The following is a 20974-nucleotide window of genomic DNA, read 5'->3' as shown; positions in this document are numbered from 1 at the left end:
GCCGCGACCGGTCGCTCAGGAGACGAGGGGCGCCTCGTCCAGTTCCGTCAGCCGTACGGTGCACAGCCCGCCGCGCTCCGCCTTCACATCCGTCACCTTCAGCTGCGTACCCGGCAGCAGCAGGAACTCCTCCTCACCCGTGAACGCGGAGAAGTCGCGGATGCCCACCGCCCGGGACGGGACCACCTCGAAGAGCGTCCGCTTGCCCCGGCTCCCCAGGAACGACCGCGCCACATGGAGCTGGGAGGTGCAGGAGGACACACCCCACCAGGTCACCGTCCGGCCGAGCGGGTACTGTCCCCGCAGGTCCAGTGCCACACCGCGCCACAACGGCTCGGTACGAGCGGGCAGTTCCGACACCGCAGCGAACAGCAGCCGCAGATAGGCCAGATACGGTACGACCCTGCTGCGGTCCGGGGCACGCAGGATCGCGTTGATCTCCCGGTAGAACGCGGACTCGCAGGTGTAGAGGTACAGGGCGGCGATCGCGTCGGCGGACAGCCCCTTGCCGGCCGGGTCGTCCGAGCGCCGCTTGCCGAACTCGTGCGACAGCCCGATGTGCCGGTCGAGACCCGGCAGCAGCGCGGCGACCGGCGCGACCGCGTCCCGGAACTCCATGAGCGGGGTGTCGAACACCCCGGTGATCTCGGGGAGGGCGAGCCCCTCGTCCTTGACGCTAGCGAGCCGCTCCAGATACAGCTGGTGCAGCTCCATGGTGGACGCGATGAACGCGCCCATGCGCTCCGCGACCCCGCCGTCCGTCCCGTCGGCCTCCGCCGCGGCCGCGTCCCACCCCGTGCTCGGCAGCCAGTCGATCCCCTCGGCGCCCAGCGAGGCGAGGGCGTCGTTCACCATGGCGAAGTGTTCGCCGTCGCAGAAGATGTCACCCTGCGCCGCCGGGTTGCAGTGGTCGATGTGCCGGACCTCGACCTCGGGATACTTCTTCTGTAGCTCGAGGACGACCTTCTTCAGGCTGCGGGCGTGCGCCCCCCACCAGGCGAACACCACACCCCGGTCCTCGGGGTCGGCGTCCTGCTTGGCCTTGAGGATCTCCTCGACGATCCGCTCCGCGACCGGTCGCCAGAAAGCGGTGTGCGGGTCGGCGCCCCGCGGCCCGTCACTGCTGGCGGTCAGCGCCGCGTTCAGCAGCAGCACGCCCTGGGTGAGCATCGCCTGGAACCACTCCGGCGGCTGCACGGTGTCCTGCTTCTTCAACAGCGCGCGGATGTCGGCGATCGGGGTCTTCTTGGGTATGCCGTACTTCCACATCGCCGCCGCCTTGATGATGCAGCGGATGCTGACGACCCTGCCGAACTGGCTGTCCTTCCAGTCGTGGAAGGTGTTGTCGAACATGGCGATGCCGGTGGCGCTCTCCGGCCGCGGGTAGGGGTTCTGGCCGAAGACGACGACCTTCCACTTGTGCGGCGGGTTGGGCTTGAGCGCCTGGAAGGTCAGTTCGCGAACGGGAACGACATCCTGCCCCCGGTGGGGACCGATGAACGAGGCCGCGTCCGGCTGCGCCTCGATGACCGGCTTGAGCAGCGGAAGCCACGGTTCACCGCCGCCCTGGAACAGCTCGGTGAGGGCCAGCGGGTCGTTCGGGTCGGGCTGGGCGGGCGTGTTGGCAGCGCTCATCGCGAAAAAGGCTCCGAAGTGTCGAACCGTACGGACAGGGATGCGACGGGAACGAGGGCGGTCCCGCCCGGTCTGCTTCGATCTCCGCGCCGTGCTCGGGAGAGATGAGGGCGGAGGAAGTCGAGCGACGTCCTGGCGGACCGGTGACGCACACGTCCTCGGCGCCAAAACCACGGGCTCGGTCGGCGGAAATCTGGCGGCAGGCTAGCACGGGGCGCCGGGCGCGCAACCGTGACTGTGCGTCACACGCCCCTGCTCGAAGGGGCGTTGTCAGTGCGGCACGGTAGCGTCGTGATCAGTGGACGAGCCGTGTCCCGAGGGGAGTGCATCATGACCGAGAACCGCGCGCAGTCACCGCTGAGGGTGGTACTGACCGACATCAACACCCGTGTGGTGGAGGCCTGGCGGGCGGCGTTCGCCGACATGCCCGAGATCGAGATCCGCAAGGGCTCGATCCTCACCGAGAAGGCCGACGCCTGGGTCACCCCGACCAACTCCAGGGGCCGGATGGACGGCGGTGTCGACGCGGCCATCAAGCGGCACCTCGGAGCGGGCATCCAGCTGCGCGTGCAGCGGGCGATCCGCGACCGCTTCGCCGGCAGCCTCCCGGTGGGCAGCGCCGTGTGCGTCCCGTCCGGCGCGGTCAACCCGAGGTTCCTGATCTCGACGCCGACCATGGAACAGTCGTCACAGAACGTCAGCGAGACCCTGAACGTGGCCCTGGCCTGCGCCGCCGCGTTCCAGGCGATCCACCGGCAGAACGCCGAGGCGCCGGGCAGTATCGCCTCGGTCGCCCTGGTGGGCATGGGCGCCCAGACCGGCCGGGTCCCCGCCCGCGTGTGCGCCAACCTGATGTGGACGGGCTACACGCTCTTCCAGGACTACTCCTTCGCGGACTACGACGACCTGCGCAGCACGATCGTCGCTCAGCTCGACGACCTCGAGAACGCCCCGGAGGAGCAGCGGGTGCGCATAGCCACCCCCACCCGCCCCACTTCCCGCCGCTGACCGGCCCGGCGTCCGTCCCGGTGCGGGGCGCCGTCAGCCCGTGCCCGCAGCGGCGCCGTGCCGGTGCAGCACCGCGACCACCTCGTCATCACCGACCTGGTCGAAGTCGTCGTACCACAGGCCGACCGCCCGGAAGCCCGACGGCTGACGGAGACAGAGCAGGTCATCGGCGTCCGCCCGCAGCTCCGCCGCCGCCTCGGGCGCGCAGACGGGGACCGCGAGGACCAGCCGGGCCGGCTTCCGGCTCCGCAGATGGCGCAGGGCGGCACGCGCCGTGACACCGGTGGCGAGGCCGTCGTCGACGAGGATCACGGTCCGGCCCTCGATCCGGGGCCGGGGCCGCTCACCGCGGTAGCGCGTCTCGCGACGGTGCAGCTCCGCCCGCTCCCGCGCCACATCGGGGGCGAGCCGCTCCTCGCTCAGGCCGAGCATCTCCAGTGCCCGCGCGTCGAACAGCGGCGGATCGTCGGCGACGAGCGCACCGATGCCGGTCTCCCGGCGGCCGGGGATGCCGATCTTCCGGGCCACGAGCACATCGAGCGGTGCCCCGAGCGCCCGGGCGACCTCCGCGGCCACCGGGACACCGCCCCGGGGCAGCGCGAGGACGAGAGGATCGACGAGACCACTGTCGGCCGACCACTCCACCAGCCGGGCGGCCAGCTCCCGGCCCGCGTGGCGACGGTCCTGGAAGCGCATGACCGCTCACCTGCTCTCCGCGTACGACTGAGCCGGACCGACGGTGTCATCCGACCGGTGCCCTGTCCGGGGTTTCCTGCCGTACGACACCCAAACGGCTTCGCCCCCGGTACGGCAGCGGGCCCCTTGAAGCCACCGCCCCCCGATCGTCGGCGACCCCGGCATCCATGGATCCGCAGCCGATCGGTGGGTACGCGGTGGGGGGACACCCGGGTCGTCAGGACCCGCATGATCGGCAGGCGTGGAAGGTTGAGGCCGATGATCTCCGACATGGTTCTGGTGCACACCAGCGATGCCACGCTCTCCGGTGACCTCGTCGTACCGGCACCGGCACGGGCCGTGGTGCTCTTCGCACATGGTAGCGGCAGCTGCCGGCACAGCTCACGCAACCGGATGGTCGCGGCGGAACTGCGCACCGCCGGGTTCGGCACGCTGCTGATGGACCTGCTCAGCGAACGGGAGGAGCGGCACGACGCGGTCACCGCCGAGCACCGCTTCGACATCCCGTTCCTCGCCCGACGGCTCGTGGGGGCGATCGACTGGCTGAACACCCAGCCCGACGCCCGTGGCCTGCCGGTCGTCCTGTTCGGCGCCAGCACGGGCGCCGCCGCTGCACTGGTGGCCGCGGCCGAGCGCCCCGAGCGCGTGCTCACCGTGGTGTCGCGCGGCGGCCGGCCCGATCTCGCGGGCGACGCCCTGGAACAGGTGACATCACCGGTCCTGCTGATCGTCGGCGGCCAGGACCAGCAGGTCTTGGAACTGAACGAGGAAGCGGCCCGCCGGCTGTCGGCCCCGCACGCCCTCCACGTCATCCCGGGCGCCGCCCATCTGTTCGAGGAGCCCGGCGCGCTGGAACAGGTCGCCGAGACGGCCCGGCAGTGGTGCGACGAGCGCGTCCGCTCCGCCCGCAAGGCCCAGGAGACGGCGCCTACCCGTGCTGGTCAGCGCCGGTAGAGCGCCACCAGGGTGCCACTGGCCAGCTGGTGCTTCTCCACGGCCTGGTGCACCTGTTCGGCGCTGGGCTGGTCCGGAAGGACACACGGTTCCGCGAGCGCGTAGATGCGGAAGAAGTACCGGTGCGCGTCGTCCCCGGGCGGTGGGTGCGGACCGCCCCAGCCTCGCTCGCCGAAGCCGTTGACGAGTTCCGTGCCGCCCGGCGGGCTCTTTCCCGCTTCCGTGCCCCCGCTGCGAGGGTCGATACCGACCACCGCCCAGTGCACGAAGGTGCCCGAGGGTGCATCGGGGTCCTCGCACAGCAGCACCAGCTCGGTCGCCCCGTCCGGAACACCGCTCCACGCCAGGGGCGGGGAAACGTTCTCGCCCTCGAAGGCATACCGGCGCTCCAGCACGGCGTGGTCGTTGAACGCGCTACTGATGAGTTCGATGTCGGCCATGGGAGCTGGGTACCCGGGTGCGCCCCGGCATACCGCGGAGCGCGGATCCGCCGGGACCTACCCGGTTCAGCTCGCCCACGCCACGAGCCGCTCGCTCTGCTGCCGCAGCTGCTTCAGGGAGAGTTTCTCCAGCTGGCGGACGCGTTCCCGGGGCAGCCCCACCTGGTCGGCGACCTCTTGCAGGGTGCGCTGCCGGCCGTCGTGCAGGCCGTACCGCAGGCTGAGGATCAGCGCCTCGCGCGCCGCCAGCGTGTCGATGGCCCCCCTGAGCTCCTCGGCGAGCGCCTGGAACTCGGCGACCTCGGGAGCCTGGAGGACGTCACGGTCGGGGATGAGATCTCCGACGACCGTGTCCCCGCTGTCGTCCACCGGCGTGTCCAGGCTGACGGCCTCCCGTCCGACCCGGCGCAGCCAGCCGACCTTGTCCGCGGCGAAGCCGCTCTCGCGGGCCACCTCCTCCACGCTCGGCTCCCGGCCGAGCCGTAGCTGGAGTGCGCGTTCGATCTTGCCGAGCTTCTGCAACTGCTCCACGACATGGACCGGCAGCCGTACCGTGCGGGCGTGCGTCGCGACGCCGCGTTCGATGGCCTGCCGGATCCACCAGGTCGCATAGGTGGAGAACTTGAAGCCCTTGGTGTGGTCGAACTTCTCCACGGCCCTGATCAGGCCCAGGTTGCCCTCCTGGATGACGTCGAGCAGGGGCAGCCCGCGATGGGCGTGGCGCTTCGCCATCGACACCACGAGACGCAGATTGGCGCGCACCATATGGTCCTTCGCCGCCTGCCCGTCCCGTACGGCGTCCTCCAGCTCCTGCCGTCTCACCGGCGTCAGCGTCAGGGTGCCGGCCTCCGCCTCCGCCAGCTCCTCCAGGGCGTGCACCCCGGCCTCGATGCGTTGAGCCAGCCGGACCTCGCCGGCGGCGTCGAGCAGCGGCGTGCCCGCTATCTGCCTCAGGTACTGCCCCAGCAGGTCCGGCTCCCCGTCGGGCTCGGGCGCGGTGCTGAGCCGCCTCCCGGCCCGGGGCCGGCCACCGGCCTGTGCGGAACCCATCAGCCTACTCCTCGCGGGAGCCATCGTCACGTTCCTCTTCTTCTCGCGTCCCGGAGGTCTCGGGTACCCGGGCGGCCGAGGGCCAACCCGGCGCCCCTCCCGCACCCGCAACGGAGCCCGACGGGGTCGGTGCCCCCTGCGCTGCCCCGCCCGACGGAACCGGCCCACGCTCCACGGCCACCCCCGTGACACCCGGCAAGAAGAGCGGCCAACTCGCCACGCTCACCCCGACCGAGACGCCCGCCACTGCCCCGCCTTCGGGGAGCCTCCGGGCCCGGAGCAATCCCGCGATCGGGTGACGCCCCCCTGTGCGAGTGATCGAACACCGCGTCCCGGCCGCATCCGCCAGGCGCCCCAAGGGCTGCGCCCACCCATCGAACCTTCGCTCGACACTTCGCCCCGCGCGGGCCGTAACGCCGTGCCCAGCAGGGGAGTTGTTGAGTCGCCCGACCGGACGACCACCGCAGGAGGAACCCATGAATCCCGTGCCCGCCCTCACCCCCGTGCTCCCCGCCTTCGAACACCGGGTCCAGACCCCTGCGCCCCTGCGGCCCCACCCGGTGCACGGCGTTGACGCCGCCCGTGCCATCACCGTGGACCTCTCATGCCCGGACCAGAGGTGGGGTGCATGACTCTCGTACAACCGATCCCGGCCCCCGTACTGATGTGGACGCAGCGCACCCTCGGCCCGGTGCAGGACGCGCACGATGTCCCCCATGACCGCCCCACCTCCCGGGTGTGGCAGCTGACCGGCGCGACCGGGCGCGCCTACCTGAAGCTCACGCCGAGCCCCGGAGCCTTCGCCCGGGAGACCCGCGCCCTGCGGGAAGTCGCCCCCGGCATGGACCACATGGACGCCACCGGCGAGGTCCGCCGCATCGCCGACAGCGGCGCGGACCACCTCGACCGGGCCGGGGACCTGCTCGTTCCCGGGCGGCAACGGACCGTACGGGAGCACGCCGCCGAACTCACCCGCCTCGGACCGCTGCCCGCCGGATACGTCCACGGCGACTACCAGGAACGCAACCGGCTGCTGGCCCGCCATCCCGCGGGCACTGTGTTCGTAGCGGTGGACTTCGCCCGCGGCCGCCCGCACGCCGCCGTCGCCGACTTCGCCCCCCTCGCCCGTGACCCCTGGGCCGACCGCCCCGACCTGCGCAACGCGTTCTTCGAGGGCTACGGCCGTACCCCCACGGCCGCCGAGGAGCCGGCGCTGCGCTGCCTCTCCGCCCTCGACGCCGTAGGCGTCGTCGCCCGGGGCGTGCCGAACGGGGACCGCGAGGTGGCCGTACGCGGACGGGCCACAGCGGCCCGGCTGGAGGCGCGCACCGCATGAGCACGACGCATCTGAACCACGTCATGGTGTTGCTCCAGCGCGACGACGGACGCGTCCTCGCCGTACGGCACAACGCGGGCTCCACGACCTGCCCCCACCAGGTCACGGTGATCGGCGGCAAGCCGGCGACGGGCGAGTTCCTGGACGAGGGAGCGCTGCGCGAAGCGGCTGAGGAGGCCGGTGTCCGCGTCGCCCGCAGGGACCTGGAGTTCTGCCAGACGGTGCACTACCTGGGCGCCGATGGCAGGCCGGTGATCGCCGTGGTGTTCACCGCGCAGCGGTGGCTGGGCGAACCCCGCAACGCCGCACCGCACCAACACGACGGCATCCTGTGGATCGACCCCGGCCGGCCGCCCTCGGACTGCCACCCCGTCACCCGGCAGATCCTGGCCGACTTCACGGCCGGGCGCCTCTACGCCAACATCACCGCACCCGCGACCGGAGGTGGCGCATGAGCGGACCGACCGTACCCCCGCAGAAGCGGGCCCAGCACACCGCCGCCCCCGGCCGGGCCCAGGTACCGCCGCCTCCGCCCGCGGAGATCACGTACACCGGGCAGTACTCGGTGAACCCGATGGCCGGAGCGTCGCTGCGCCGGCTGTGCGGCCGTATCCCCTCGGTGCTCTGGCGGATCGCCCGGATGTCCTGGGCCGTCGACCGGGCGGCCGTCGTCCTGCTGCTGGTCTGCCTGGTCACCGTCGGCCTGGCCGCGGCCGGCCAGCTCGCCGCCACCTCCCGCGCGATGGGGCCCCTGCTGAGCGGCGGCAGCGTACCGGCGCGGCTGCACGCGGCACTGCCCGCGGTGATCGTCGTCGCCTGCATGGCCGCCCTGGTGCGTGCCGCGGGAGCCCTGTCGGTCTACGGGGAACGGCGGCTCACCCCGAGACTCACCACCGAGGCGGACACCACACTGGTCGAGGCGGTCTGCCGGGTGGAGGCCGCCACCTACAGCCAGGACGGCTTCCACGACCGCCAGGAGGCCGCGGAGATGGGGGTGATGCGCACCCTGGTGATGGTCGGCGACGCACAGCAGCTGCTGTCCTCCCTGATCAAGATGGTCACGGCGTGCGGAGTGCTGTCGGTGCTCGACCCGCTGCTGCTGCCGTTCCTGCTGCTGGCCGTGCTCCCCACCGGGATCGGCGCCGTCCTCACGGCCCGGGTGGACCACGAGATCCACTACGCGAACATCTCCGACCGCAACGTCCGCGGCATGATGCGCTGGTGGGCCACCAGCGCCAAGTTCGCCGACGAGGTCCGCGCCAACTCGATGACCGGCTACCTGCTGTACTGGTACCGGGCGCTGGCGCAGCGCGCCGACGCCCGTACCCTCGGCGCGGCCCCGCGGATCCTGCGGATCTCCCTGGCCTCCGCGGCCTGCGGAGGGGTGTTCCTGGTGAGCACGTGGGCGGCGCTGTACTGGCTGGCCGCCGGCGGCCGCATCCCCCTGGCGATCGCCGCGACCGCGGTCGTCGCCGTACAGACCACCCTCGGTGCGCTCACCCAGCTGGTGCGGAGCGCCGCCTATGTCTTCCACACCAGTCTCTATCTCGGAGACATGGCCGACTTCTTCGAGGAGGCCGCCCGACAGGCGCCCAACCGGGGCGAGTCGGTGATGCGGGCGCCCGTCGAGGAGGTCCGCCTGGAACAGGTGAGCTACCGCTATCCCGGCAAGGACAGAGCAGCCGTCGACGGGCTGTCGCTGTCCCTGCGGCGCGGCCAGATCCTGGCCCTGGTCGGCACCAACGGCTCCGGCAAGACCACCCTCACCCGTCTGCTCGCCGGCATCCTCCTGCCCGACAAGGGCCGGGTGACCTGGAACGGAACGGATCTCTCCGGTGTCGACCCGGACTCCGTGTGGCAGTTGACCGGCCTGGTGCCGCAGTACTTCGCGCAGTGGCCGCTGCGGCTCCGAGAGAACATCACCCTCGGCCAGCCCCGCACGGAGGACGACGATCCGGTCTGGCAGGCGGTCGACGCCGTCGGCCTGCGCAAGGCGGTCGAGGACCTGCCCGACGGACTCGACACGCTGCTGGCCCGGGAGATCTTCAGCGGGGTGGAGCTGTCCGGCGGGCAGTGGCAGCGGGTGGCCTGCGCCCGGGGCCTGTACCGGCTGCCGGAGCTGCTGATCCTGGACGAGCCCACCTCCCAGGTGGACCCGCAGGGCGAACACCGCATGTTCGAGACGCTCAAGTCGATGGCCGCGGACCGCATCACGATCGTCGTGACGCACCGACTGGAGAACACGAAGATCGCCGACCACATCATCGTGATGGAGGAGGGCCGGATCACCGAACAGGGCCGCTACGACGACCTGGCGGCCGCCAACGGCACCTTCGCCCGTCTCCTGGAACTCTCCCGGGACCGCTGAGACAGGGGTGCCGCCCGGCCGCGGGCGGCACCCGCCTTCTTCCGGCCCCCGACGAGGGTCACTTTTCCGTCACAAGTTGTTCACTTCAAGGGTCTACCCGCATAGATGCCCCGGTGTTGTCATGTCAGTGACACTCCGGTCGTCCGTCGGAGTGCGTCCACTCCACCGGGAGTCCCCATGTCCCGCATACGTCAACTCGCCGTGGCCGCTTCGTCCTTGGCGCTGGCCGCCGGCGGTCTCGTGCTCACCAGTGGCAGCGCCCACGCGGCCAGCTGCTCGCAGTCCTACCTGCCGCTCCAGGACCCCACCTGTCAGCCCGGCGCCCTCAACTCGGCCGTCACGCAGTCCACGATCCACTCCACGATCTGCGTCTCCGGCTACAGCACCTCGATCCGTCCGTCCACCAGCTACACCAACGCCCTGAAGGTGAAGCAGATCGCCGAGTACGGCTACAGCGACACCAACACCGCGGACTACGAGGAGGACCACCTCATCCCCCTGTCGCTGGGCGGCAACCCGACCAGCCCGCAGAACCTGTGGCCCGAACCCCGCTACGACACGGGAAGCTCCAGCGCCACCGACAAGGACACCGTGGAGTACAAGCTCTACAAGGCGGTCTGTGCAGGAACGATCCAGCTGGCTCCCGCGCAGAAGGCGATCGCCACCGACTGGACGACGGCGCTCGAGGCCGTAGGCCTGAACTGACCCGCGCACGACCCCGCTCCCGCTGAACCGTTACTGCACGGCGGGAGCGGGGGAGGGGCGCCGGAACGCGTGACGGCGCGTCCTGGGCTTCCGGGGCGTCCGGAGCTCCGTAAACCAGTCGCCCAGGAGCGCGCGACTGAACGACGATACGGCCATGACCGCCGATCCCCTGCTGCACCGTGCCCGGCGCCTATGGACCGAACTCGCTGCGGAGCCCGTCGAGTTCCCCTCCTCGCCGCACACGGCCAACGTCGTGGTCTCTCCTGCCTCGCGGCTGTGTCCGCCGCTGTGGACCGGGATCGTGGTCCTCGGCGGAGGCGGCATCATCACCGCGCCGAGCGAGCGGGCCGCCCAGCTGATGGCGGGCGTCTCAGAGAAGCTGTCAGGGGCGGAGCTCGTCGACGCGGACCGACTGCGCGAGGTGTTGACCGTTCTCGACGTTCTCGACGTCCTCGGTCCCGCGTCCCTCTTCTATCTCGACAGCGCCGACTTTCTGCCGTTGCGAGGCGATGCCTCGGCCGTGAAGGCGGTGGCCGACGGCGGTGAGCCGGCTGGGCTCCTGGCCCGCGCCGGCGAAGAGGACGCCGACGAGAGCGGTTTGGAGGACATCACCTCTCCCGCCTTCGTCTTCTGTGAAGGTGACGAGGTGGTCGCCGCGGCCGGCTATCGGGTCTGGCCGCAGTCGGTGGCCCATCTGAGCGTGCTCGTCGCGCCGGGGCACCGAGGACGAGGACTGGCGCGGGCCGTGGCGTCCACGGCGGTGGCGCACGCCCTTGACGCCGGGTTGCTTCCGCAGTGGAGAGCACGGGTGCATTCCTCGAAGCGTGTGGCGCGTGCGCTGGGCTTCCAGGAACTGGGTTTCCAACTCAGCGTACGGCTGCCGGCCGCTTGATACTCTTCCCCATCATGCGAGCCCTCTTCCCAGGATCCTTCGACCCGGTCACTCAAGGGCACCAGGACGTACTGCGGCGCGCTGCCGGCCTGTTCGACGAAGTCGTCGTGTGCGTGATGTTCAACGCGAACAAGACCGGCCGCTTCCCCATCGCGGAACGACTGGACCGGCTCCGCGCGGCAGCAGCCGACCTGAGCAATGTCACGGTCGACTCCCACACCGGCGGCCTGCTGGTCGACTACTGCCGCCGAGCCGGAATCGACGTGGTCATCCGCGGCGTCCGTGGCGTGCGCGACCTGGACTACGAGATGCCGATGGCCCGCATGAACCACGAACTGGCGGGAGTGGAGACGTTCTTCATCGCTGCCGACCCTGCCCTGGCCCACATATCCTCCACCCTCGTCACCACGATGAGCCACCAGGACCCTGCCCAACCGGTCGTTTCGGAGTGAGGTTCCGAGTCGTCTCAAGCAGATGATGCCGGTGGGCGAGCTGGAGGGATGGAAGGTGGAAGGCTGGGCCAGACCCCCGTCCTGGCCCAGCCCCGAAGGCGCCGGCAAGCCGTCACCTCGCTGTACCCCGTTCGTCCCGGAACGACCGGTCAGTAGGCGTTGTCCACCCACCAGGACTGGTAGCCGTCGTTCTTCGAAGGGTCGTTGCACGGGTATCCGCGGACGCCGTACTCGGATTCGTCGAGGCAGTTCCAGGGGGCGTTGATACCGTTGCGGACCACCTGGATGTTCACACCGTAGCTGGTGGTGAACAGTTCCAGCGCCCACTTCTGGTAGCCGTTGGTGAAGCTGGGGGCGTTGCAGTCATAGGTGCGCAGGCCGAAATCGGAGGACCAGTCGAGACAGCGGCCGGTGTTGACGTTCTTGAGCTGACCGTAGCCGGACGACCAGTTGATGACGCGCCAACGCTGCCAGCCACCGTCCACACTGTTCTGGTTGCACTCATAGGTGCGCAGACCGAAGTCGTCGGAGTCGTCGAGACAGCCGCCCGACCAGTGTGAGCCGAGGACGTAGTCGTGTCCGATCTGCCACCCGTAGGCGGTGCTGCCGTCGGCGTGAGCAGCGGTGACGCTGCCGCCCAGCGACAGGGCGAGGGCCGCGGCTGTCATGGCGAGGGCGCGTCGGATCTTCCGCATGGGGGGTCTCCTCAGCAGAACGGTGGGATGTCACGACGGCGATGGCGGCGGAGCATCAGCTCGCTCCGGGGATGGGCCGCCTGACGGCTCGAAGGCTTCGAGGTGCTTCCAGGAAAGCCCTGTCGTCCGTACCGAGCGAATGATTCGATGGTTTTCGAATGCACTGGCGTTGGGGGGTGTTCGTGATACGTATCAACCTCGGCGTCCACGGCTTGGGCGGCGTCAGGTTCGCCGCGTCACCGTTGGACCCGGCCAAGGACCTGCTCTTCGGCCTCCGCAACGCACCCGAGAGGCTCGGCGCGCGCTGGGTGTCCAGGGCCAGGGAGGCGTTGGTCCAGCAGCGACTGGGGCTTCTGGCGATCGTGGGCGGGGGCGGCCCGCTCGGTTACGCCCCCGACTTCCTCAGACCCGAGCCGGAGGGTCTCGACATGACTCTCGACGCCGCCCTGCACCAGGTGGCCCGCACCCCTGCTGAACGAATCCGTTACGAACTGTCCGCGGCCATCGGCGGCCACTCCTGGGGCTCCGGACCGGCATGTCGGCCACCCCGGCTCCTCCTGCGGGCTCTCGAACAGGGCGAGGACCTCCTCGCCCAGCGGTTGACCGAGGAGATGGCGCGCTTCTGGCGCTCGGCGCTCGCGCCTTCCTGGCCCGCCGTCCGGGCCCGATTGGAGGCCGACGTCGCCGCGCGGGCCTCCGCGATCGCGCTGCACGGACTCGCGGAGACGCTCAACCATCTGGCCCCCAACCTGGAATGGCGCGATGGCGCACTGGTCGTTCACCTGCGACCCGGCAGCCGCCACCGCCTCGCCCTGGACGCGGAGACCGCGGTCCTGGTCCCCAGTGCGTTCACCGACCGGGCCGTGTTCTGCGCTGCGGAACCCCCAGGCGCCCCCGCACCACGGAATCCGCTGATCATCTACCCGGCCGCCCAGGCCGACCGCCTCGCACCGGCGGGAGCGCACCAACTCATCGGCGCGACGCGCACCACCATCCTGGCCCAGCTGAGCCAGCCCCGTTCGAGCACGGAAATCGCTCAACGCCTGTACCTCAGCCCGGCGACCGTTTCCTACCACCTACAGATCCTGCACCGAGCCGGGCTCGTCAGCCGTACCCGGTATTCCCGCCGTGTCCTGTACCAGCGGGTGTGACGTCCAGATCGTCTGTGTCGACCAGCGCGCCCCGAGGCGGCAACGCAGGTGCCACCTCGGCTACGAGCCGTCGGACAAGGACCGACAGGACATGGTCCGGCTGCACGCCCGCACAGGAGTCGCGTTCCGGCGCCACAGGTGCAGCCCGACCGTGACCGCCAGGCGCCCAGCGGGGCGAGGCCGCGCACCTGGGCCAGGGGCAGGTCACGCAGGCAGTCGCCGGGCGAGCAGAGCGGCGGTGAACAGGGCGAAGGCGGCCAGGAGCCGCTGATCGGGGAAGAGCAGCCGGGCGGTTACCGCGCCGAAGAGAGCGAAGTCCGGACCGGTGGCGGCGTCCGGGATCACGGAGCCGAGCAGGGCTCCGGTGATCCCACTGCCCGCCCAGTACACGTGCAGGTGGACCTGCACCCACATGACGCGCCGGCCCGGCCATGAAGGGGCCCGTTCCCCCGTGGCCAGCGCGTACGCCTCGTCGCGCAGGGCCAAAGTGCCGTACGCCCTGGAGAGGCGGCGGGGGATGATCAGCGGGAACTCGAAACGATCCCCGGAGTCGAGACCCTTCCTCACCGAGAAGCTCAGCGGCCTGCCCGCCGTCCTGCGCCTGAAATTCCACCTCACGATGAAGAAGATCAAGAACAGCCGCTGAGCCCGGCCGAGACCGCATGGATCGAGCCACCACCCCCCCATTCCGGCCACTACCCTGACGTGGTGTTTTACAGTGGCAGCCATCAGTTCCGGCAACAGGACCTGTGAGGTATTCGCGATCATGCCCACTGAAACGCATGAGTTTCAGGTGGAGGCCCGTCAGCTGCTCCAGCTGATGATCCACTCGGTCTACTCCGACAAGGACGTCTTCCTCCGAGAACTCGTCTCCAACGCCTCCGACGCACTGGACAAGCTGCGCCTCGAGAAACTGCGGGACGACACCCTCGACGCCGACGTGTCCGACCTGCACATCGAGATCGACGCCGACAGCGACGCCCGTACCCTCACGGTGCGGGACAACGGCATCGGGATGTCGTACGACGAGGTCGGGCAGCTCATCGGTACGATCGCCAACTCGGGCACCGCCAAGTTCCTCCAGGAGCTGCGGGAGGCCAAGGACCCGGCCGGAGCCGAGGGGCTCATCGGCCAGTTCGGCGTTGGCTTCTACTCCGGCTTCATGGTCGCGGACGAGATGACGCTGGTGACCCGGCGCGCCGGCGAGACGCACGGCACCCGCTGGACGTCGCGGGGCGAGGGCACCTACACCCTCGAGGCGGTCGACGACGCCCCCCAGGGCACCTCGGTGACGCTGCACCTCAAGCCGGCCGACCCGGAGAACCAGCTCCACGACTACACCTCCCCGTGGAAGATCCGGGAGATCGTCAAACGCTACTCGGACTTCATCACCTGGCCCATCCGCATGCTCCCCGCCGGGGCCGCCGGCACCGGCGAGAGCGACGAGGCGCCGGAGCCCGAGACGCTCAACTCCATGAAGGCACTGTGGGCGCGGCCGCGTGACCAGGTGTCCGACGAGGAGTACCACGAGCTGTACAAGCACCTCGCCCACGACTGGCGCGACCCCCTGGAGACGGTCCGGCTCCAGGCGGAGGGCACCTTCGAGTACCAGGCTCTGCTCTTCCTGCCCGCCCACGCCCCCCACGACCTGTTCACCGGGGACGTCAAGCGCGGCCTGCAACTCTACGTCAAGCGCGTCCTGATCATGGACGACTGCGAGGCGCTGCTGCCGCCGTACCTCCGCTTCGTCAAGGGCGTCGTAGACGCGGCCGACCTCTCGCTCAACGTGTCCCGCGAGATCCTCCAGCAGGACCGCCGGATCGAGATGATGCGCCGGCGGCTGACCAAGAAGGTCCTCTCCACGGTCAAGGAGATCAGGACCAAGGACCAGGACCGCTACACCACCCTCTGGCGGGAGTTCGGCGCCGTCCTGAAGGAGGGCCTGGTCACCGACCCGGAGAACCGCGACGCGGTCCTCGCCGTCGCCTCCTTCGCCAGCACCCACCACGACACCGAGCCGACCACGCTCGAACAGTACGTGGCCCGGATGAAGGACGGACAGGAGGACATCTACTACCTGGCCGGCGAGTCCCGGCAGAGCATCGAGAACTCCCCGCACATGGAGGCGTTCCGGGACCGGGGCATCGAGGTGCTGCTGCTGACCGACCCCGTCGACGAGGTGTGGACCGACGCCGTCGGCGAGTACGAGGGCAAGAAGCTGCGGTCCATCGCCAAGGGCCACATCGACCTCGATGCCGCGGGCGAGGACACTCCCGAGGAGGAGCGGGAGAAGCAGACCGCCGAGTACGCCGACCTGCTCGCCTGGATGAAGGAGCAGCTCGAGGAGGACGTCAAGGAGGTCCGTCTGACCTCCCGGCTGACCGTCTCCCCGGCGTGTCTGGTGTCCGACACCCAGGACCTCACCCCGGCCCTGGAGAACATGTACCGGGCGATGGGCCGCGAGGTTCCCCGCGCCAAGCGGATCCTGGAACTCAACCCCGGCCACCAGCTGGTGAAGGCCCTCAACCAGGCACACAGCGAGCGCGAGGACCGTACCGACCTCGGCGAGATGGCCGAGCTCCTCTACGGCCTGGCGGTGCTCGCGGAGGGCGGCCAGCCGAAGGACCCGGCCCGTTTCGTGAAGCTGATGACGACCCGCTTGGAACGGGCTCTGTAGATCCGCCCCCACCACACCCACCACCGGCCGCCGACCCCAAGTCGGCGGCCGTGATCATCTGCTCCCGGGCCTGACAGACGCGCCGGGGACGAGGGCGGTGCGGTCGAAGGGGCCGCCGTGTGAGGCGGCGTACGCGACGGCGTCGTTGACGGCATCGAGGCCGAACGACCGGACGTGTTCGGGAGCGAGATCCAGCGCGCCGGAGGCGAGGATCCGGATGATGCCGACGTTCGCCGCCCGCGGGTACATCCACTGGCCGCGCACGGTGGCCGAGTTGCGCATGAGCCATGGATACGGGAGGGCGAGGGCGTCGCCGCCGAGCATGCCGACGCCGCCCATGAGGACGACACGACCGTACTCGCGCACGGTCATGGCCGCCGTACGCACCGCGGAGGTGGGGGCGCTCGGCGGGAGCAGATCGATCACCATGTCGATCGGGCCGCCGCCCGCCGCGGACATCGCCGCTCGGTCGACGGCCTCGTCCCCGGTCAGCGGCACCGGGCGCACCCGCGGGCCGAACCGGTCGGCGAGCAGGTCGAGCGCCGCCTGGTTGCGGCCCGGCGCGATGACGCGGCCGGCGCCCATCGCGAGCGCCACCGCGACCGCACTGCTGCCCAGGTTGCCGGTGGCCCCGCTGACGAGCAGCGTCTCACCCGCCGCGAGCCCGCCTGCCAGCAGCCCGCCGTAGGAGATGGTGTGCACGGTGAGTGCGGCCCAGCGGGCCGGGTCGTCCCCGGCGGCGGGCGGCAGCGGGAAGACGTTCTCCGTGGGGACCCGCATGAGGTCGGCGAACGCCCCGTCGTGCAGGTGCCGGGCCAGCCGCGCGCCACCATCGCCGCGGGAACTCCAGCCCTGAAGCGTGATGTCGGGGGTGAGGGCGTCGTCCCGCGAGCGCACCGTGCAGTCGCACCACACCAGGTCCCCGGGGCGCAGCCGGGTGGCGTCCGGACCGACGTGGACGATCCGTCCCACGGCGCCGACCCCGGGTACGACAGGAGGGACCAGGGGGTAGTTCCGCTCGCCGGCGAAGACCTCGGCCGCGTACGGGGGGACGCAGGCAGCCAGTACCTCGACCACCGCCTCACCCCCGCCGGCCTCCGGGTCGGGCATCTCCCGCACCGTGAGCGGTGCGCCGAACCGCGTCAGTACTGCTGCTCGCACGCGATGACCTCCATGTTCTCCGGGCTCGTCGACCTCGACACTAGGAGCCCGCCGGACATGCGGAAAGCGACGATCAAGCATGGGTGGTATGCGTATGACGCATGGACATCTCCAGTACGCATCTGCGGGTCCTCCAGCAGATCGCGGAATCCGGCAGCTTCACCGCGGCAGCCACCAGGCTCGGCTACACGCAGTCCGCGGTCTCACGACAGGCCGTCTCCCTCGAACGGAGCGCGGGCACCACCTTGTTCGACCGCCGCCCCGACGGGGTCCGGCTCACCCCCGCGGGCCTGACCCTGCTGCGCCACGCCCGCACGATCCTGGAGTGCCTCGCGGCGGCCGAGTCCGACCTCACCGGCACCGGCCCACGGACCGACCCGGTGCGGCTCGGACTGTTCCTGAGCGCGGGCGCCGTCATCCTGCCCGCAGCGCTCACCCACCTCGCGGCCACCGGCCCGCACATCACGGTCACGACGACCGAGGGCACCACGCCCACCCTGGTCCGCGCGCTGCGGGCGGGCTCGATCGACCTCGCCGTGCTGACATCCCGCCCACCCCACCGGCCCTTGGACGGCGAGTCGCCACGCCTGCACGTCGAGACCGTCCTGGACACCGAACTGGTGCTGGCGACGCCATCGACCGGGAAGTTCGCAGGCCGCACCACGGTGCACGTCGACGAACTGGTCGACGCCGCCTGGATCGCCACCCCGTCGTCGCACTCCGAGCCACTGCTCGGCGTCTGGCCCGGCCTGCCAGGCCGGCCGCGGATCGTCCACCGCGCACGCGACTGGCTGACCAAACTCCAGCTGGTCGCGGGCGGCTTCGGGGTGACGACGGTGCCGTCCCGGCTCTCGCCCGTGCTGCCGCCGGGGGTGAGCCTGGTGCACGTCGAAGGCGCGCCGTCCGAGATCCGCCGCGTTCTCGTGGCGCGCCTCCCCGGCCGCCCCACCCCCGCGATCACGGCCGTCACCCGGGCGATCACCTCGGCCGTCTGACCGGCCCCCGGAGACGGGCGGAGGCGGGCGGTTACTCGACGGCCGGGTCCTCCTGGGTACGCTGTAGGGCCTTCCGCACGGCCTGCTCCAGCTGGCCGCGGCCGACTTCGGTGGCTTCGGCGTAGGAGGTGATGGCTTCCTGCACCCTGTCGGACGCCTCGCGCCAGCGGCGCAACTGGGCGTCGTAATCGTCGCCGGTCAGGCCCGCGAGTTTCGCGCGCTCTTCCTCTGCGAGTCGTTCCAGCCTGATCAGCTCATCGGGGACCTCTGCCACAGACATGGATCCTAGAGGGCGGGCGTGCTCAGCCGGCGATCTCACTCATCGGCCGATCGGGTACGGCCGTCGTGGGCATCGCGGCTCCGGGCGATCGGCCGGTGGCACTGGAACCCGCAGGGGGCGGCAGCGTCGCGGAGGTCACCGTCGGGCAGGGCACGCGACGCGGAGACCGGCAGCTGTGTCGACCACCTACTCGAGGAAGGCCGGACTGCCCCAGTCGAGCAGGGTGGGATCGCGGAAGTCGTCCAGGGCCTCGGCGATCTGGGCGCCGAGGCCCCGGTCGCCGAGCCGGCGCGCGAGCTCGGGCCAGGGGTCCTGGAGCCCCCGCAGGGCCTCCGCAAAGGCCTGCGCGAACTCCGATCCGTCGGCCAGTTCGCAGGCCAGGAGGGCGCCGAAGACGACGGCAGCTCCTCCGGGGACCGGCCACAGGTGCCCGATGACGGCCTGCCGGGGGCCGGCGACGGAACGGGCCAGCCCGTGGTCGTCGTAAGGTCCCTGGGCATTGGCTGCGGCGCTGTCGCAGGTGTTGAGAACGAGCAGGCGTCGCCCCGCCGTGGACGGCAGGGGAGCGGCTGCCAGGTCCTCCAGCGGCACCTGCTCGGTGGCGGTCAGCACGATCGCGGAGTGGTCGGGATCCAGCAGCGGGTGCCGTCCGTGCGCGGCCACCCACAGCACGTCGTAGTCGTCGCGCTGGTACGAGGCCAGGAAGTGGGCGCAGGTCACCTCGTCGCCGTCCACGACATCGCAGCGGATCCCCGCGTAGGAGAAGACCGTCTTCAGTACCTCCGCCTCCGCGCGGGCGAAGGGAGCGTCCCCGCACCACAGTTGCACCGCCGCGACGGAGCGGTCCGGCAGCGGTTGGCGCAGACTGACCGCCAGCGGAAGCACCGGACCGCTCCGGCGTGCCAGCAGCGCCTGGACCGGTGTCAACGCGGGCAGCGTCGACACGAACGCCTCGGCCTTCTCGCTGCCCGCGTATTCCGCCAGGTCGGCCACGTCGAGGTAGGCGAGCAGTGCGTCCTCCAACTCGCCTGCAAAGGCGAAGGACTTGCGGCCGGTCGCGGGAGTCGTCAGCGCCGTGTCAGCCAGACCTGTCGTGACCAGGCTCTGACCGAGGGCTGCGTTCATCGCCGCGGTCAGTCGCACCAGCGCGGCGTTGTCCCCGGAGCTGGGAGCCGTCTGCGGCCGGTACCAGGCACGACCGCCTCCGGCAGCGAGCACGATGCACCGTCCGCTGCGCCGCTCTCCCGGCCCGACGCCGTACCAGACCGACAACCACTGCATCAGACGCTCGACGTCGCCTGCCTGGAGCAGCGAGTGCACCAGCGGCCCGGACATGGACCACACCGTGCCCCGGTCCCGCGATCGCTGCGCCGCGTCCTCCTCCTGCTCGACGAGGCCGACCACCGTCTCCAGCCGGGACAGGACCGTGGGAAAGAACGCGGTCAGTTCGGCAGCGCCCATCCGCACCGCCGTGTTCGTGCTCAATGCCAGCACGGTGTACGGGTTCAGGGTAAGGCGGCCGAGAGCCCATTGGGCGATCCGGTCCGGCCGCAGGTAGGTGATCGACGGCTGCTCACCGGACAGCAGTACGGCGATGGCACCCGCCAGGGGATGGCCGGGACGCGCATACAGCAGCTCCTCCAAGGCGTGCCCCAGTTCACGGGCGTCGTCGCGCTGCTCCTGCCGGACCAGGTACTTCACCAGATGCACGGCCGCCTCCACCACGAACACGTCGCCCCTCGCGAGCAGGGCCCGGCACAGGCCGAGGACGGGTTGGCACAGCTGCCGGGCCAGTTCCTCGGCCGTCTGAGCGGTGGTGTTCAGGTGGAACAGGATCGGGGCCAGCATGATCAAGGCAGACTGGACCAGCGCAGTCCATGTGTCGCTTCGAAGGGCACGGTCCAACGGCGCCAGGTCGATGTCGGCGGTGCCGGCTTCCCGGGTGACGGGCGCGCCGAACGCGCTGTGCAGCCACCGCCACATCTCCAGCGGCTGCGCGTGCTCGAACGCGCGCCGCGCCGGAACCCAGCACGTCAGCATGGCCAGCGCGACACAGGCCGGCTCGGGCACGGCAGGGCCGGCAGCCCGCAGCCGCTGGACATCACTCAACACGCCGAGAGTGAACTGCTCCAGCAGGCGAGGGGAATCCGACAGCCGGTGCTGCTGCTCGCGCAGTATCTGCGCAACGGCCAGGACGGTGGGCGGATCGCCGAGGTGCCCGGACAGCTCTGCCCCAGCCGGCACATGCGCGGCCACGGAGGGAAACAGCTCGCGAAGCCGCATCAGCCCTCCCACCGCCCCCTGCTGCCCATGCCATGGCAGCCCGTCGACCTCTCCATGGCCTGGCCCAGGCACATTCCCCGCATCCTCTCACGCCTGCCCGTCCCTCCCGCAGACGGCGGTACCGCACCCTGTGACCCCGCTCGCAACCCGACGGCCCCCGTGTGCTCGGATGAGGCAGGCGCAACAACGGCAGAGG

20 protein-coding genes are annotated in these 20974 nt (G+C 70.8%); 11 read left to right on the top strand and 9 right to left on the bottom strand.

All coding sequences use genetic code 11. The features are described from left to right. Nucleotides 1-15 precede the first annotated feature (15 nt). Entirely contained in the window at nucleotides 16-1635 is a 1620-nt protein-coding gene (locus tag ACWCV9_RS30210) for an ADP-ribosyltransferase domain-containing protein (RefSeq protein WP_450791277.1), read from the bottom strand. Between the two features lie 330 nt (nucleotides 1636-1965). On the opposite strand from ACWCV9_RS30210, the gene ACWCV9_RS30205 reads away from it, so the two are divergent. Then, complete coding sequence (locus tag ACWCV9_RS30205; RefSeq protein WP_385846424.1) at nucleotides 1966-2643, top strand: macro domain-containing protein; 678 nt, start codon at nucleotides 1966-1968, stop codon at nucleotides 2641-2643. 33 nt (nucleotides 2644-2676) lie between these two features. Here ACWCV9_RS30205 and ACWCV9_RS30200 read toward each other — a convergent pair whose 3' ends face one another. Continuing rightward, nucleotides 2677-3339: a phosphoribosyltransferase gene (locus ACWCV9_RS30200; RefSeq protein WP_450791275.1), complete on the bottom strand. Its 663-nt coding sequence runs from the start codon at nucleotides 3337-3339 to the stop codon at nucleotides 2677-2679. Nucleotides 3340-3597: 258 nt separating this feature from the next. Here ACWCV9_RS30200 and ACWCV9_RS30195 point away from each other — a divergent pair, with 258 nt between their 5' ends. Further along, complete coding sequence (locus tag ACWCV9_RS30195) at nucleotides 3598-4293, top strand: dienelactone hydrolase family protein (protein ID WP_450791274.1); 696 nt, start codon at nucleotides 3598-3600, stop codon at nucleotides 4291-4293. On the opposite strand, the gene ACWCV9_RS30190 is transcribed toward ACWCV9_RS30195, so the two are convergent. Together ACWCV9_RS30190 and ACWCV9_RS30185 are read right to left on the bottom strand one after the other, a co-directional pair. Next, nucleotides 4281-4733 (bottom strand): YbhB/YbcL family Raf kinase inhibitor-like protein, encoded by a 453-nt coding sequence (locus ACWCV9_RS30190; protein ID WP_450791272.1) that lies wholly within the window; start codon nucleotides 4731-4733, stop codon nucleotides 4281-4283. The two genes, ACWCV9_RS30195 and ACWCV9_RS30190, sit on opposite strands and share 13 nt — an antisense overlap. 66 nt (nucleotides 4734-4799) lie before the next feature. After that, nucleotides 4800-5783 carry a sigma-70 family RNA polymerase sigma factor gene (locus ACWCV9_RS30185; RefSeq protein WP_450791271.1) on the bottom strand — a complete coding sequence of 328 codons (984 nt, stop codon included), beginning with the start codon at nucleotides 5781-5783 and terminating at the stop codon, nucleotides 4800-4802. A 628-nt stretch (nucleotides 5784-6411) separates the two neighbouring features. On the opposite strand from ACWCV9_RS30185, the gene ACWCV9_RS30180 reads away from it, so the two are divergent. The 6 genes from ACWCV9_RS30180 (at nucleotide 6412) to coaD (ending at nucleotide 11536) form a co-directional block, all read left to right on the top strand. After that, nucleotides 6412-7119, top strand: coding sequence for a hypothetical protein (locus ACWCV9_RS30180; RefSeq protein ID WP_450791269.1), 708 nt, complete (start codon nucleotides 6412-6414; stop codon nucleotides 7117-7119). Continuing rightward, on the top strand, nucleotides 7116-7574 hold the full coding sequence (locus ACWCV9_RS30175; RefSeq protein WP_450791268.1) for an NUDIX domain-containing protein: 459 nt from the start codon (nucleotides 7116-7118) through the stop codon (nucleotides 7572-7574). Before ACWCV9_RS30180 ends, ACWCV9_RS30175 begins: the two co-directional genes overlap by 4 nt. Nucleotides 7575-7693: 119 nt before the next feature. Further along, the gene (locus ACWCV9_RS30170) at nucleotides 7694-9487 is read left to right on the top strand and encodes an ATP-binding cassette domain-containing protein (RefSeq protein ID WP_450791397.1); all 1794 of its coding nucleotides are present in this window, start codon (nucleotides 7694-7696) and stop codon (nucleotides 9485-9487) included. 177 nt (nucleotides 9488-9664) lie between these two features. Beyond that, nucleotides 9665-10192 carry a hypothetical protein gene (locus ACWCV9_RS30165; protein ID WP_450791266.1) on the top strand — a complete coding sequence of 176 codons (528 nt, stop codon included), beginning with the start codon at nucleotides 9665-9667 and terminating at the stop codon, nucleotides 10190-10192. A 154-nt stretch (nucleotides 10193-10346) separates the two neighbouring features. Then, nucleotides 10347-11084 carry a GNAT family N-acetyltransferase gene (locus ACWCV9_RS30160; RefSeq protein ID WP_450791264.1) on the top strand — a complete coding sequence of 246 codons (738 nt, stop codon included), beginning with the start codon at nucleotides 10347-10349 and terminating at the stop codon, nucleotides 11082-11084. A 14-nt stretch (nucleotides 11085-11098) separates the two neighbouring features. Then, nucleotides 11099-11536: a pantetheine-phosphate adenylyltransferase gene (gene coaD / locus ACWCV9_RS30155; protein WP_450791262.1), complete on the top strand. Its 438-nt coding sequence runs from the start codon at nucleotides 11099-11101 to the stop codon at nucleotides 11534-11536. Between the two features lie 149 nt (nucleotides 11537-11685). On the opposite strand, the gene ACWCV9_RS30150 is transcribed toward coaD, so the two are convergent. Continuing rightward, nucleotides 11686-12231 (bottom strand): RICIN domain-containing protein, encoded by a 546-nt coding sequence (locus ACWCV9_RS30150; RefSeq protein WP_385846436.1) that lies wholly within the window; start codon nucleotides 12229-12231, stop codon nucleotides 11686-11688. A 158-nt stretch (nucleotides 12232-12389) separates the two neighbouring features. Here ACWCV9_RS30150 and ACWCV9_RS30145 point away from each other — a divergent pair, with 158 nt between their 5' ends. After that, nucleotides 12390-13382 (top strand): ArsR family transcriptional regulator, encoded by a 993-nt coding sequence (locus ACWCV9_RS30145; protein WP_450791260.1) that lies wholly within the window; start codon nucleotides 12390-12392, stop codon nucleotides 13380-13382. 204 nt (nucleotides 13383-13586) lie between these two features. Here the strand turns inward: ACWCV9_RS30145 and ACWCV9_RS30140 are convergent, their stop codons facing one another. Continuing rightward, entirely contained in the window at nucleotides 13587-13949 is a 363-nt protein-coding gene (locus ACWCV9_RS30140) for a hypothetical protein (RefSeq protein WP_450791258.1), read from the bottom strand. Between the two features lie 199 nt (nucleotides 13950-14148). Here ACWCV9_RS30140 and htpG point away from each other — a divergent pair, with 199 nt between their 5' ends. Further along, nucleotides 14149-16059, top strand: coding sequence for a molecular chaperone HtpG (gene htpG, locus ACWCV9_RS30135; RefSeq protein ID WP_450791256.1), 1911 nt, complete (start codon nucleotides 14149-14151; stop codon nucleotides 16057-16059). 54 nt (nucleotides 16060-16113) lie between these two features. Here htpG and ACWCV9_RS30130 read toward each other — a convergent pair whose 3' ends face one another. Beyond that, on the bottom strand, nucleotides 16114-17220 hold the full coding sequence (locus tag ACWCV9_RS30130; RefSeq protein WP_450791255.1) for an alcohol dehydrogenase catalytic domain-containing protein: 1107 nt from the start codon (nucleotides 17218-17220) through the stop codon (nucleotides 16114-16116). Between the two features lie 101 nt (nucleotides 17221-17321). Here ACWCV9_RS30130 and ACWCV9_RS30125 point away from each other — a divergent pair, with 101 nt between their 5' ends. Next, nucleotides 17322-18215: a LysR family transcriptional regulator gene (locus ACWCV9_RS30125; protein ID WP_450791253.1), complete on the top strand. Its 894-nt coding sequence runs from the start codon at nucleotides 17322-17324 to the stop codon at nucleotides 18213-18215. Nucleotides 18216-18246: 31 nt separating this feature from the next. Here ACWCV9_RS30125 and ACWCV9_RS30120 read toward each other — a convergent pair whose 3' ends face one another. Beyond that, complete coding sequence (locus ACWCV9_RS30120) at nucleotides 18247-18495, bottom strand: hypothetical protein (protein WP_450791252.1); 249 nt, start codon at nucleotides 18493-18495, stop codon at nucleotides 18247-18249. 186 nt (nucleotides 18496-18681) lie between these two features. After that, on the bottom strand, nucleotides 18682-20778 hold the full coding sequence (locus tag ACWCV9_RS30115; RefSeq protein ID WP_450791250.1) for a CHAT domain-containing protein: 2097 nt from the start codon (nucleotides 20776-20778) through the stop codon (nucleotides 18682-18684). Nucleotides 20779-20974: the final 196 nt, after the last annotated feature.

The sequence above is a fragment of the Streptomyces sp. NPDC001606 genome, assembly GCF_053596835.1.
The sequence above is the reverse complement of the archived record's forward strand: the minus strand, read 5'-3'. Positions and strand labels throughout refer to the sequence as shown.

Excerpts from the sequence above, each read along its gene's own strand:
- ACWCV9_RS30145 (WP_450791260.1), top strand. The coding sequence starts at position 12,390 with ATGCACTGGCGTTGGGGGGTGTTCGTGATACGTATCAACCTCGGCGTC.
- ACWCV9_RS30190 (WP_450791272.1), bottom strand. The coding sequence starts at position 4,733 with ATGGCCGACATCGAACTCATCAGTAGCGCGTTCAACGACCACGCCGTG.
- ACWCV9_RS30150 (WP_385846436.1), bottom strand. The coding sequence starts at position 12,231 with ATGCGGAAGATCCGACGCGCCCTCGCCATGACAGCCGCGGCCCTCGCC.
- ACWCV9_RS30125 (WP_450791253.1), top strand. The coding sequence starts at position 17,322 with ATGGACATCTCCAGTACGCATCTGCGGGTCCTCCAGCAGATCGCGGAA.
- ACWCV9_RS30185 (WP_450791271.1), bottom strand. The coding sequence starts at position 5,783 with ATGGGTTCCGCACAGGCCGGTGGCCGGCCCCGGGCCGGGAGGCGGCTC.
- ACWCV9_RS30165 (WP_450791266.1), top strand. The coding sequence starts at position 9,665 with ATGTCCCGCATACGTCAACTCGCCGTGGCCGCTTCGTCCTTGGCGCTG.
- ACWCV9_RS30205 (WP_385846424.1), top strand. The coding sequence starts at position 1,966 with ATGACCGAGAACCGCGCGCAGTCACCGCTGAGGGTGGTACTGACCGAC.
- ACWCV9_RS30115 (WP_450791250.1), bottom strand. The coding sequence starts at position 20,778 with ATGCGGCTTCGCGAGCTGTTTCCCTCCGTGGCCGCGCATGTGCCGGCT.
- ACWCV9_RS30175 (WP_450791268.1), top strand. The coding sequence starts at position 7,116 with ATGAGCACGACGCATCTGAACCACGTCATGGTGTTGCTCCAGCGCGAC.
- ACWCV9_RS30210 (WP_450791277.1), bottom strand. The coding sequence starts at position 1,635 with ATGAGCGCTGCCAACACGCCCGCCCAGCCCGACCCGAACGACCCGCTG.
- ACWCV9_RS30200 (WP_450791275.1), bottom strand. The coding sequence starts at position 3,339 with ATGCGCTTCCAGGACCGTCGCCACGCGGGCCGGGAGCTGGCCGCCCGG.
- coaD (WP_450791262.1), top strand. The coding sequence starts at position 11,099 with ATGCGAGCCCTCTTCCCAGGATCCTTCGACCCGGTCACTCAAGGGCAC.
- ACWCV9_RS30195 (WP_450791274.1), top strand. The coding sequence starts at position 3,598 with ATGATCTCCGACATGGTTCTGGTGCACACCAGCGATGCCACGCTCTCC.
- htpG (WP_450791256.1), top strand. The coding sequence starts at position 14,149 with ATGCCCACTGAAACGCATGAGTTTCAGGTGGAGGCCCGTCAGCTGCTC.
- ACWCV9_RS30180 (WP_450791269.1), top strand. The coding sequence starts at position 6,412 with ATGACTCTCGTACAACCGATCCCGGCCCCCGTACTGATGTGGACGCAG.
- ACWCV9_RS30170 (WP_450791397.1), top strand. The coding sequence starts at position 7,694 with ATGGCCGGAGCGTCGCTGCGCCGGCTGTGCGGCCGTATCCCCTCGGTG.
- ACWCV9_RS30160 (WP_450791264.1), top strand. The coding sequence starts at position 10,347 with ATGACCGCCGATCCCCTGCTGCACCGTGCCCGGCGCCTATGGACCGAA.
- ACWCV9_RS30120 (WP_450791252.1), bottom strand. The coding sequence starts at position 18,495 with ATGTCTGTGGCAGAGGTCCCCGATGAGCTGATCAGGCTGGAACGACTC.